The sequence below is a fragment of the Pseudomonas putida genome, from assembly GCA_041879295.1.
Classification (GTDB): Bacteria; Pseudomonadota; Gammaproteobacteria; order Pseudomonadales; family Pseudomonadaceae; genus Aquipseudomonas; species Aquipseudomonas putida_Y.
Map to the genome: position 1 here is coordinate 462,146 of CP047152.1, position 12,204 is coordinate 474,349.

General features: G+C 60.8%; 11 protein-coding genes. 3 read left to right on the forward strand and 8 right to left on the reverse strand.

Translation table 11 applies throughout. The features are described 5' to 3' along the window. Positions 1–48: 48 nt before the first annotated feature. Positions 49–2,031, reverse strand: coding sequence for a DNA primase (locus GST84_02050; GenBank protein ID XGB11208.1), 1,983 nt, complete (start codon positions 2,029–2,031; stop codon positions 49–51). A gap of 301 nt (positions 2,032–2,332) precedes the next feature. Beyond that, complete coding sequence (rpsU, locus tag GST84_02055; GenBank protein XGB11209.1) at positions 2,333–2,548, reverse strand: 30S ribosomal protein S21; 216 nt, start codon at positions 2,546–2,548, stop codon at positions 2,333–2,335. Between the two features lie 204 nt (positions 2,549–2,752). On the opposite strand from rpsU, the gene tsaD reads away from it, so the two are divergent. After that, complete coding sequence (gene tsaD / locus GST84_02060; protein ID XGB11210.1) at positions 2,753–3,778, forward strand: tRNA (adenosine(37)-N6)-threonylcarbamoyltransferase complex transferase subunit TsaD; 1,026 nt, start codon at positions 2,753–2,755, stop codon at positions 3,776–3,778. A gap of 17 nt (positions 3,779–3,795) precedes the next feature. On the opposite strand, the gene plsY is transcribed toward tsaD, so the two are convergent. Further along, on the reverse strand, positions 3,796–4,365 hold the full coding sequence (plsY, locus tag GST84_02065) for a glycerol-3-phosphate 1-O-acyltransferase PlsY (protein XGB11211.1): 570 nt from the start codon (positions 4,363–4,365) through the stop codon (positions 3,796–3,798). A 74-nt stretch (positions 4,366–4,439) separates the two neighbouring features. Between plsY and folB the strand changes: the two genes are divergently transcribed. Together folB and folK are read left to right on the forward strand one after the other, a co-directional pair. Continuing rightward, a complete protein-coding gene (gene folB, locus GST84_02070) occupies positions 4,440–4,796 on the forward strand; it encodes a dihydroneopterin aldolase (GenBank protein XGB11212.1) in 357 nt (118 codons plus the stop codon). After that, a complete protein-coding gene (gene folK, locus GST84_02075; protein XGB11213.1) occupies positions 4,787–5,296 on the forward strand; it encodes a 2-amino-4-hydroxy-6-hydroxymethyldihydropteridine diphosphokinase in 510 nt (169 codons plus the stop codon). The genes folB and folK overlap by 10 nt, the downstream gene beginning before the upstream one ends. Before the next feature lie 207 nt (positions 5,297–5,503). Here the strand turns inward: folK and GST84_02080 are convergent, their stop codons facing one another. From GST84_02080 to glpE, 5 genes are all read right to left on the reverse strand, one after another. Then, entirely contained in the window at positions 5,504–6,610 is a 1,107-nt protein-coding gene (locus GST84_02080; GenBank protein ID XGB11214.1) for a multifunctional CCA addition/repair protein, read from the reverse strand. A gap of 55 nt (positions 6,611–6,665) precedes the next feature. Next, a complete protein-coding gene (locus tag GST84_02085; GenBank protein XGB11215.1) occupies positions 6,666–8,234 on the reverse strand; it encodes a SpoVR family protein in 1,569 nt (522 codons plus the stop codon). Further along, positions 8,231–9,502, reverse strand: a complete 1,272-nt coding sequence (locus GST84_02090; GenBank protein XGB11216.1) for a DUF444 family protein — start codon at positions 9,500–9,502, stop codon at positions 8,231–8,233. Before GST84_02090 ends, GST84_02085 begins: the two co-directional genes overlap by 4 nt. Positions 9,503–9,657: 155 nt before the next feature. Next, on the reverse strand, positions 9,658–11,580 hold the full coding sequence (locus GST84_02095; GenBank protein XGB11217.1) for a PrkA family serine protein kinase: 1,923 nt from the start codon (positions 11,578–11,580) through the stop codon (positions 9,658–9,660). 282 nt (positions 11,581–11,862) lie between these two features. Beyond that, positions 11,863–12,195 (reverse strand): thiosulfate sulfurtransferase GlpE, encoded by a 333-nt coding sequence (glpE, locus tag GST84_02100; GenBank protein ID XGB11218.1) that lies wholly within the window; start codon positions 12,193–12,195, stop codon positions 11,863–11,865. Between the last annotated feature and the right edge of the window lie 9 nt (positions 12,196–12,204).

The window sequence follows — 12,204 nt, forward strand, 5'->3', positions numbered from 1 at the left end:
GTCTTGGCGGGCAAAAAACAAGCCGAGGATTATACCCGAGCATGGGCCTCACGCGCCAGATGAGGTCGGCGTTTGTGCGGGAACATTTCGGCTCAGCAGGGCGAGGAGCTGGTTTTTTTCCTCGCTGGTCAATTCGCTTTGACGTGATTTCCTGAGCAGTTGTTCCAGGCTGCGCTCGCGTTGGCGGGCGGACAAGCTAGTTATAGTGTCGAAAAACTGTTGTTCAAGGTTGTCGGCTACGATAAGCCATTCCTTTTCCGCCAGGGCCCGCAGCAGGCGGCCTTGTTCGGTGCCGTGCCAACGTGCGATCAACTGCATTGAGCTTAGCCCAGGATTTTTCTGCGCGGCTTCGATCAACGCCACCAGCAGTTGGCTGTACAGGTGCTCTTCGTCGGCGAAGTGGCTGGCATCTTCCACCTTGCCGGCCAGCAGCGGGTGGTGCAGCAAGGTGCGCAGGGCGGCCAGGGTCGGTGGCTCGACCGGTGCTGGCACGCGCGGAGGTGCTTCGTCGCGTTGTTGCCAGGGCTTGCCGCCCTTGCGGTTCTTGTCCCAGGGTTTGTCGCTCCACGGCTTCTTGCTGCCACCCTTGCTGGGTTTCCACGCCTGCTCCTGATGAACGGGGGCAAAATCGTGCTGCGGCATGTCGCCGTAGTCGGGGGTGTAGCTGGCCATGGCGTCGTAGTCGTAGCCAGGGTCATAGTCCGGCATGCTGCTGGCCGCCGGGGCTTGTTGCGCCAGCTGCTCGACCTGCTGCGGGTCGAGGCCGGTGATTTCCTTCAGGCGGTTGCGCATCAGCTGACGCAGGTTGGCGCCGGGGATCTTTTCGATCAACGGTGCGGCCAAGGTCGCCATATGCGCCTTGCCTTCCAGTGAGCGCGGGTCGGCCTCGACGCCAAGTTGCTCGAAGAAGTAGTCGGCCAGCGGTTGGGCGTGCTGGTTGATACGGGCCATGAAAGCGTCGGTACCTTCGGCGCGCACCAGGCTGTCCGGGTCTTCGCCTTCGGGCAGGAACAGGAAGCGCGCGCGACGGCCGTCCTGCAGGTTCGACAATGTCGATTCCAGTGCGCGCCAGGCCGCCTTGCGCCCGGCCTGGTCGCCGTCAAAACAGAACAGCACGCTGGGCACCACGCGGAACAGGCGCTTGAGGTGCTCTTCGCTGGTGGAGGTGCCAAGGGTAGCCACGGCATTGCGCAGACCTTGCTGGGCCAGGGCAATGACGTCCATGTAGCCCTCGACGACGATGATCTCGTCAAGGTTGCGGTTGTGCTTGCGCGCCTCGTACAGCCCGTACAGTTCCTGCCCCTTGTGGAACACAGGTGTTTCCGGGGAGTTCAGGTACTTGGGCTTGTCGTCGCCGAGCACCCGGCCACCGAAGGCGATGATGCGCCCGCGGCTGTCACGTATCGGGAACATTACCCGGTCGCGGAAGCGGTCGTAGCGCTTGCCGCTCTCGGCGTTCTCGATCAGCAGGCCGGCATCGATCATCACCTTCTGCTGCAGGGTGTCGGCACCCAGGTGCTTGAGCAGGTTGTCCCAGCCGGGCGGGGCAAAGCCCAGGCCGAAGTCGCGGGCAATTTCCCCGGACAGGCCGCGGCCCTTGAGGTAGTCCACCGCTGCCTTGCGTGACGGGTGGCTGCGCAGAGCCTGGCGGTAAAACTCCGAGGCGGCGTCCAGTAGCGGGTACAGTGGCGAGTCAGTTGGCTGGCGCGGCTTCTGGTCGCGGCGGCCTTGCTCGCGGGGCACTTCCATGCCGGCGGCGCGGGCCAGTTCCTCGACGGCCTGGGGGAAGTCCAGGTTGTCGTGGTCCATGACAAAGCCCAAGGCGTTGCCACCGGCGCCACAGCCGAAGCAGTAGTAGAACTGCTTGTCGGGGCTGACCGTGAAGGACGGGGTTTTTTCTTTGTGGAACGGGCAGCAGGCGGAGTAGTTCTTGCCGGTTTTTTTCAGCTGGACGCGCGAACTCACCACGTCGACGATGTCGAGGCGGTTGATCAGGTCGTCAATGAAACTCTGGGGAATCAGCCCGGCCATGGCAGTCTCGTCATCTGGCAACTGGCAAGTCTAATCGCTCACGCGCCGAATGGGGCGAGTGCTGCTTGGGGAAGTGCGAGGGAATGTGCTCGTCGCCAGCCCCTAAGGGCTCGTCAGTCGGACGTGCACGTCTGGTCATACAGCAAGGAGGACCAGCTCTGACGTTTCAGGCAGGTTGCCCATGTGCAGTCCGCATGAAGCTTGTGCAGGGCCTTGAGCTAGCTGCTCAAGTTTGAAGCGACCACTGCCATCGCCCGGGGGTTAGCCGGGCAGGGCAGAAGCTTTGCGTTGAACGCCTGTATTAGTACAGACGAACGGCGCGGCGCTGTTCGCGCTGAACTTTCTTGGCGTGACGCTTAACAGCAGCAGCTGCTTTGCGCTTACGCTCTGCGGTCGGCTTCTCGTAAAACTCGCGGCTACGAACTTCAGCCAGTACACCGGCTTTTTCGCAGGAGCGCTTGAAACGACGCAGAGCTACGTCGAAGGGTTCGTTCTCTTTAACTTTGACGGCTGGCATCCAGGGCTACCTTAATTCATTACCGGGGTAGACGTGCTCCTGGCAAAACAAAGGTGTGCTGGAGAACGTCGGTTTTCAAGGGTTGCGGATGTTAACCCTTAGCAAGCCGGAATGCAAAGCCTCTGATCGAAAACCGCTGGTCGGCACCCGACACGGGGACTATCATGCGCGGCTTCGAATTCAGCCCCCACAAGGGACGAGCCCATGCTAGTACTGGGATTGGAAACATCCTGCGACGAAACTGGCGTCGCATTATACGACAGTGAACGGGGTTTGTTGGCCGACGCACTGTTCAGCCAGATCGACCTGCACCGCGTCTTCGGTGGCGTGGTGCCCGAGCTTGCCTCGCGTGATCACGTCAAGCGCATGCTGCCGCTCATCCGCCAGGTGCTGGACGAGGCAGGCTGCGTTGCCACCGAAATCGACGCCATCGCCTACACCGCGGGCCCCGGCCTGGTCGGCGCCTTGCTGGTGGGCGCTTCCTGCGCCCAGGCGCTGGCCTTTGCCTGGGACATCCCGGCGATCGGTGTGCACCACATGGAAGGCCACCTGCTGGCGCCCATGCTGGAAGAAAACCCGCCCGAGTTTCCGTTCGTCGCTTTGTTGGTTTCCGGTGGCCATACCCAGCTGGTCCGGGTCGATGGTATCGGTCAGTACGAACTGTTGGGCGAGAGCCTGGACGACGCTGCCGGTGAAGCGTTCGACAAGACCGCCAAGCTGATCGGCCTCAATTATCCCGGTGGTCCGGAAATCGCGCGTCTGGCCGAACAGGGTGTGGCCGGGCGCTTCGTGTTCCCGCGGCCAATGACCGATCGGCCAGGCCTGGAATTCAGCTTCAGTGGCCTCAAGACCTTCGCCCTGAACACCTGGCAGCAATGCAAGAATGCTGGCGACGACAGTGAGCAAACCCGTTGCGACCTGTCTCTGGCATTCCAGCAGGCGGTGGTGGAGACTTTGACCATCAAGTGCAAGCGGGCGCTCAAGCAGACCGGCCTCAAGCGCCTGGTCATCGCGGGTGGCGTGAGTGCCAACAAGGCCCTGCGCGCGTCCCTGGAGGACATGCTCGGTAGCATCAAGGGCAACGTGTACTACGCGCGCCCGCAATTCTGTACCGACAATGGTGCGATGATCGCCTACGCCGGTTGCCAGCGCCTGTTGGCCGGGCAGCAGCAAGACCTGGCGATCAGCGTGCAGGCACGCTGGCCGATGGAGCAGTTGCCGCCGCTGTAAGGTAGGGCGTCGAAGGTTCAGAAGTGCCGTTCGCGCCCTGCAAACAAGTCGCGCAGGTTGTTGCGGTGGCGCCACACGATCATCAAAGTCAGTACGCTGATCGGCAGCAGGGCCTCGGGCTCGCGCCAGGCCAGCAATGGCAGGGTGAGTGGCGTGGCAATCAGTGCCGCCAGTGAGCTGGTGCGCGTGAGGTAGAAGGTCAGCAGCCAGGCGCCGATGGCCAGCAGCGCGGCCGGGAAATACAGGCCCATGAGCATGCCGGCAGCCGTCGCCACGCCCTTGCCGCCCTTGAAGCGGAAGTACAGGGGGAACAGGTGACCCAGCACCGCGCATATGCCCACCCAGGCCTGCGCGTGCAGGTCCAGCCCGGCAGCGCGGGCGAGCAATACCGGCAAAAGGCCCTTGCACAGGTCGCCAAGCAGGGTCAGGATCGCCAGTTTACGGCCTGCCAGGCGTAGCATGTTGGTGGCGCCGGCATTGCCTGAACCGCTGGAACGCGGGTCCGGGCTGCCCGAAAGGCGGCTGAGAACAATGGCGAAGGACAGCGAGCCGAGCAGGTAGGCGAGCAACGCCAGTAACCAAAACATGCTAACTATTCCGGGCGAGGACGCCCTGATTCTAACGGCGCCAGTCGCCCTTGTCGTGCTGTGGAGAGAAGTGCTTGGACAGAGTGTTCATCGAAGGCCTGGAAGTCGATACCGTCATCGGTGCCTATGACTGGGAGCGGGATATTCGCCAGTGCTTGCGCCTGGACCTGAGCTTTGCCTGGGACAACCGCCCGGCTGCCGCCGGAGACGACCTGAACCTGGCGCTGGACTATGCCAGTGTGTCGGCGCGCATCCAGGCGTTTGCCGAACAGGCCCGTTTCGAGCTGGTTGAAACATTTGCCGAGCGCCTGGTGGCCACCTTGATGGACGAGTTCCACATCCCCTGGGTGCGGTTGAAGCTGACCAAGCCGGGCGCGGTGCCGGCGGCCCGTGGTGGTGTAGGCGTGGAGATCGAGCGCGGATGTCTTTGAACACGGTTTACCTGGGCCTGGGCAGCAATATCGACCGTGAGGCGCATTTGTGCGCCGGGCTCGATGCGTTGGCTGGCATCCTGACCGACATGCGCTGTTCGCCGGCTTTCGAAAGCCAGGCGGTGGGTATCAAGAGCGGGCCGTTCATCAACTTCGTGGTGACCGGGCAAACCGCATTGCCGTTGATCGAGCTGGACCGCCGGCTGAAGTTCATCGAGGCCGACAATGGCCGCTATGCACCGGACCGCAAAGGGTTGCCGCTGGATATCGACGTGCTGATGTATGGCGATTTGCACGGTACCTTCGATGGGCTGGTACTGCCCCGGGCCGAGATCCTGAAGAACGCCTTTGTGCTGTGGCCGCTTTCGTTGCTGGCGCCCGACCTGGTGCATCCGGGGGTGGGCAAGCGCATGGCGCAGCTGTGGCAGGAAGCGCAGATCGATCAGGTGCTGGCTCCGGTCGCCTTTGAGTGGCGCGGGTTGCAGTTGACGCCCGCTTAAGCCTGCATCGGCCTCTTCGCGGGTAAACCCGCCCCTACAACGGCCTGTGCCCAACCTCTGATGTGTGCCCCCTGTAGGAGCGGGTTACCCGCGAATACGGTGGTGACTGCGACGGTGAACAGCGGTCGGAAATTGGCCAGCAGGCCCGGCCCTTTCGCGGGTGAACCCGCTCCTACAGCGGCTTCAGCCGCGAAGAGGCCGGGAGGTCTAACCGCGCTGGTAAGCCTCGAGCGCTTTCAGCCGTTCACCTTTGAGTGCTTCGCCCAGCGCCTGACCCGTCAGCCCGGCTTGCACCAACGGCTTCACATCCACCGCTCGCGCCGCCGCTGCTGCGCCTCGCAGGTAATCGGCCTGTGGGTAACCCTGCTCGCCATCGCCCAACGCCGCCATCTCGCAAACGACCACAAAATCCTCGAACCGCTGCGGCCGTCGGTAGACATCGAACTTCTGCAACAGCTCCAGCAGTGCCGTGGCCGGCAGTTCGAGCGCCTGATTGCCCTGCGCCAGGCACTCCCCTGTCAGCATGGCCAGTTCCTGGCATTCACGCGGTGCCTTCAGGCGCTGGTTGACGGTTTTGATCGATGTCGGTGTCAGCCCGCGCAACAGGCAGGCCCAGCGCACGTGCAGCGGTTGTTCGTGCGCCGCCGCCTGCTCCAGCGCCGACAGTGTCCGGGAGCCGTCATCGAGCTCAGGCAGCAGCTCCTGCAGGGCCCCGCACGCGCTCAGCACCTTGAAGAATACCTGTGGTTGCACTTCCATCAGCGCGCGTTCGATTTCCTTCCAGCTGCGCTCGGCAGTGAGTGCCTGCAGTTCGCCCGAGGCGCTGATCTGGCGCATCAGCGTCAAGGTTTCATCGGCAACCCGGAAACCCAGTGGCGCATAGCGGGCAGCAAAGCGGGCAACACGCAGCACGCGTAGAGGATCTTCGGCGAATGCCGGGGAAACATGGCGTAGCAGGCGTTGATCCAGATCTTTCTTGCCTTGGTAGGGGTCGTATAGCGTGCCGGCTTCATCCTCGGCCATCGCATTTATGGTCAGGTCGCGACGGATCAGGTCCTCTTCCAGGGTTACGTCGGGGCTGGCGTGAAAAGTGAACCCGCCGTAGCCTCGCCCACTCTTGCGCTCGGTGCGCGCCAGGGCGTATTCCTCGCCGGTTTTCGGGTGCAGGAACACCGGGAAATCGGCGCCCACCGGCCGATAGCCCTTGGCGAGCATTTCTTCGACTGTGGCGCCCACCACCAGCCAGTCGATATCGCTGACAGGGCGGCCGAGCAGGCGGTCGCGCACGGCGCCGCCAACTTTGTAGATGTGCATGTGCAGCTCTCCATAACTGCCGACAGGATAACCCGTCGGCGGTCATGGAGTTGCATCAGAGGTGGTGGATAACGGCCAGGTCCATGCGGCCGTAGTCGGCGCTTTCGCTATGCTCGCCGCGCGGCGGCATGTGGTGAGTACTCATCACTTGCTCGCCTTGCACGGTCTCCAGGTGGATATCGAAGCCCCACAGGCGATGCAGGTGCTTGAGCACTTCGTCGGTCGAGTCCCCCAGCGGTTTGCGGTTATGTTGCTGGTGTCGCAGGGTTAGTGAGCGGTCTCCGCGGCGGTCGACGCTCCAGATCTGTACGTTCGGTTCACGGTTGCCCAGGTTGTACTGCGCTGCCAGTTGCTCCCGAATCACCCGGTAGCCGGCCTCATCATGGATGGCAGGCACCAGCAGGTCGTCGCGCTGGTCGTCATCGAGGATGCTGAACAACTTGAGGTCGCGCATCACCTTGGGCGACAGGTACTGCAGGATGAAGCTCTCGTCCTTGAAGCTGCTCATGGCGAACTTGATGGTAGAAAGCCAGTCGCTGCCGGCAATTTCGGGGAACCAGTGGCGATCTTCTTCGGTGGGGTTTTCGCACATGCGGCGGATGTCGGTGTACATCGCAAAGCCCAGCGCGTAGGGGTTGATGCCGCTGTAGTACGGGCTGTCGAAGCCGGGCTGGAACACCACGCTGGTGTGCGACTGCAAGAACTCCATCATGAAGCCTTCGGTAATCAGCCCCTCGTCGTACAGGTCGTTCATCAGGGTGTAGTGCCAGAAGGTTGCCCAACCTTCGTTCATCACCTGGGTCTGGCGCTGGGGGTAGAAGTACTGGGCGATCTTGCGCACGATGCGCACTACCTCACGTTGCCAGGGTTCAAGCAGCGGGGCGTTTTTTTCGATGAAATACAGGATGTTTTCCTGCGGTTCGGCGGGGAAACGCCCCTCATCGCGGTCGTTGCCCTTTTCGGCGTTCTTCGGAATTGTCCGCCAAAGGTCGTTGATCTGACGCTGAAGATGCTCTTCGCGCTCCTGTTGCCGGCGCCGCTCTTCTTCGGCAGAAATAGGATAGGGCCGCTTGTAGCGGTCGACACCGTAGTTCATCAGGGCATGGCAGGAGTCGATCAGGTCCTCCACTGCATCAATACCGTGGCGCTCTTCGCACTGGGCGATGTACTGCTTGGCGAACACCAGGTAGTCGATGATCGAACTGGCGTCAGTCCAGGTGCGGAACAGGTAATTGCCCTTGAAAAAGCTGTTATGGCCGTAGCAAGCGTGGGCAATCACCAGTGCCTGCATGCACATGGTGTTTTCTTCCATCAGGTAGGCGATACAAGGGTCGGAGTTGATCACGATCTCGTAGGCCAGGCCCATCTGGCCGCGGCTGTAGGACTTTTCCGTGCTGAGGAACTGCTTGCCGTAGGACCAGTGGTGGTAGCCCAGCGGCATGCCGACCGAGGCGTAGGCGTCCATCATCTGCTCGGCAGTGATTACCTCGATCTGGTTGGGGTAGGTGTCCAGGGCGTAACGCTCGGCCAGACGGCTGATTTCCCGGTCGTAGGTCTGGATCAGCTCGAACGTCCACTCGGACCCAGTGGAAATGGGTTGGCGTCTCTGTGCTCTGGCGGTCATGTGGCTAACCTGCGCTGGAAGAGTTCACGGAAGACCGGGTAGATGTCGCCGGCCGATACCAGCTGCTGTTGGGCGAACGTGTCGGGGAAAGCATCGCCGATACGCTCGTACTCATACCACAGCGCCTGGTGTTCACGGGGGGTGATCTCAACGTAAGTGTAGTACTGCACATGCGGCATGATCTGTTTGGAGAGGATGTCGCGGCAGATCGGCGAGTCGTCGTTCCAGTTGTCGCCATCGGAAGCTTGCGCGGCATAAATATTCCAGTCGCTGGCCGGGTAGCGCTCGGCCATGATCTCCTGCATCAGCTTGAGGGCACTGGAAACGATGGTGCCGCCGGTTTCCCGCGAGTAGAAGAACTCTTCTTCATCGACTTCCCGGGCGCTGGTGTGGTGGCGAATGAAAACGACTTCGATGCGCTCGTAGTTACGCTTGAGGAACAGGTACAGCAGGATGAAGAAGCGCTTTGCGATGTCCTTGGTGGCCTGGGTCATCGAGCCGGATACGTCCATCAGGCAGAACATCACCGCCTTCGAGCTTGGGTTGGGTTGCTTGACCAGCAGGTTGTACTTGAGGTCGAAGGTGTCGAGGAAGGGCAGGCGGTTGATACGCGCTTTCAGGCGCTCGATTTCCTGTTCGATTTCCTGGATATCGGTGAAATTGTCCGGCTCTTCGACCCGCAGGCGGTCGAGTTCCTTTTGTGCTTCGCGCAGCAGGGCGCGGCTGCTGCCGGTCAGGGCGATACGCCGGGCATGGGCCGAGCGCAGGGTGCGCACGATGTTGATGCGTGACGGGTTGCCTTCGTTGGCGATGCCGGCCCGAACGGTCTTGAAGGTGTCGGCGCCAGTCAGGTGACGTTTGACCAGGTTGGGTAGCTCAAGGTCCTCGAACATGAATTCGAGAAATTCTTCCTGGGTGATCTGGAAGACGAACTCGTCCATGCCCTCGCCGGAATTGCCGGCCTTGCCGCGACCGCCACCACCTCCACCGCCTTGCGGCCGTGGGATGTGTTCACCTGCCGTGAATTCTTTGTTGCCAGGGTGCACGATGGTCTGTTTGCCCCCACGACCATGATGCAAGACCGGTTCGTCGATGTCGCGTCCGGGAATACTGATCTGCTCGCCGTGTTCCATATCCATGATGGAGCGGCGGCTCACCGCCTCTTCGACGGCCTTTTTGATATGTTCGCGGTACCGCCGCAGGAAGCGCTGGCGGTTGACCGTGCTCTTGTTCTTGCCGTTCAGGCGTCGGTCTATAACGTAGCTCATGGTCCCTCCGGTGACTGGATGCAGCTGCAACCCACAAGCTGCAAGCCACAAGCTTCAAGCTGCAAGAAAGAGCAGCCACCGCCGCTGCAAGCTGTGACGCGGGCGGCAATGCCAACGCCAGGCAGCTTGCAGCTTGCGGCTCGTAGCTTGCCGCTTTATTGCGATTTCCTGACCCGCAGGTACCATTCCGACAGCAGGCGCACCTGTTTGTCGGTATAGCCACGCTCCACCATCCGGGTGACGAAGTCGTTGTGTTTCTTCTGGTCCTCTTTGCTGGCCTTGGCGTTGAAGCTGATGACGGGCAGCAGGTCTTCGGTGTTGGAGAACATTTTCTTCTCGATCACGACCCGCAGCTTTTCATAACTCAGCCAGCTTGGATTCTTGCCATTGTTGTTGGCGCGTGCGCGCAGTACGAAGTTGACGATCTCGTTGCGGAAGTCTTTCGGGTTGCTGATACCTGCCGGTTTCTCGATCTTCTCCAGTTCTTCGTTGAGCGCAATGCGGTTAAGAATTTCGCCGGTTTCCGGGTCGCGGTATTCCTGATCCTGGATCCAGAAGTCTGCGTACAGCACGTAGCGGTCGAAGATGTTCTGGCCGTATTCGCTGTAGGACTCGAGGTAGGCGGTCTGGATTTCCTTGCCGATAAACTCGATGTAGCGCGGCGCCAGGTATTCCTTCAGGTAGCGCAGATAGCGTTCGCGCACTTCAGCCGGGAACTGTTCCTGTTCGATCTGCTGTTCGAGCACATACAGCAGGTGCACCGGGTTGGCGGCAATTTCGTGTGGGTCGAAGTTGAACACCTTGGACAGGATCTTGAAGGCGAAGCGAGTCGATAGGCCGTTCATGCCTTCGTCGACACCCGCGGCGTCCCGGTATTCCTGAATCGACTTGGCCTTTGGATCGGTGTCCTTGAGGTTTTCCCCGTCGTAAACGCGCATCTTGGAATAGATATTGGAGTTCTCTGGCTCTTTCAGGCGCGAAAGCACAGTGAACTGAGCCAACATCTTGAGCGTGTCTGGCGCACAGTGGGCCTTGGACAGTGAGCTGTTGATCAGCAACTTGTCGTAGATCTTGATTTCATCGCTGACCCGCAGGCAGTACGGCACCTTGACGATATAGATCCTGTCGATGAACGCTTCGTTGTTCTTGTTGTTGCGGAAGGTGTGCCACTCCGATTCGTTGGAGTGCGCCAACAGAATACCGGTATAGGGGATCGCCCCAAGGCCTTCGGTACTGTTGTAGTTGCCTTCCTGAGTGGCGGTGAGCAAGGGGTGCAGGACCTTGATCGGCGCCTTGAACATTTCGACGAATTCCATCAGGCCCTGGTTGGCCCGGCACAGCGCGCCCGAGTAGCTATAAGCATCGGCGTCGTTCTGTGGGTATTCCTCAAGTTTGCGGATATCGACCTTGCCGACCAGGGCAGAAATGTCCTGGTTGTTTTCATCGCCGGGTTCGGTCTTGGCAATGGCGATCTGGTTAAGAATCGACGGGTACAGCTTCACCACCTTGAACTTGGAGATGTCACCGCCAAATTCCTGCAGGCGCTTGGTGGCCCAAGGCGACATGATGGTGTTGAGGTAGCGCCGTGGGATACCGAACTCTTCCTCGAGAATGGCCCCATCTTCGGTGGCATTGAACAAGCCCAGAGGTGACTCGAAGACCGGCGAGCCCTTGATCGCGTAGAACGGCACCTTTTCCATCAGCTGCTTGAGTTTTTCCGCCAGCGAGGACTTGCCGCCGCCTACCGGGCCCAGCAGATAGAGGATCTGTTTCTTCTCTTCCAGGCCTTGGGCGGCGTGGCGGAAGTACGACACGATCTGGTCGATGCACTCTTCCATGCCATGGAAGTCGGCAAAGGCCGGATAGCGGCGGATAACCTTGTTGGAGAAGATGCGCGACAGCCTGGAGTTGGTAGAGGTGTCGATCAGCTCTGGCTCACCGATGGCCAGCAACAGCCGTTCGGCCGCCGATGCGTAGGCACTGCGATCCTCTTTGCACAGCTCGAGGTACTCCTGCAGCGAGAGTTCTTCCTGGCGCGTAGACTCGAAACGTTGTTGGAAGTGGCTAAAAATACTCATGACGTCACCTCGCTCGATACGTGGAGACGACGCCGGATCAGTCAGCTGATGCTGGCATGCAACCGGGTTGGCCGATTGCTGTATACCCCCCAGAACACCCTGTAACGCTACCGATGACCCGCACGCCGGTGTACCGGCTCTCCCCTTTTTGGATGGCCTGAGCTTAAGCGTAGTTGGTTATCTGCAAGATCAAGGGGCGAGAAAGGCAGAAGTGACGAACGACCGTTCGTCAGATAAGCCGCAAGCCCGCGCGGGGCACGGGCTGCAGGGGAAAATAAAAAATTATTCAGCGTTGCCCTGAGCGGTCTCGGCCGGGTAGGTCGCGCGCCACAGTTCGAAGCCGCCGTCCACGCTGTAAACGTCGGAGAAACCTTGGCCTACCAGGTAGGCGGCAGCGCTTTGGCTGGAATTGCCGTGATAGCAGACCACCAGGGTTGGCGCGTCGAGGTCGGCGTTGCGGATGAAATCGGCGACCGAGTGGTTGTCCAGGTGCCGGGCGCCGGTGATGTGGCCGGCGGCAAAGGCCTGCGGGTCGCGAATGTCGACCACGACCGCACCTTCTTTCTTGCGAAGCTCCAAGGCCTGCTCAGGAGGGATGCGCTTGAATTCGCTCATGGGTACTAC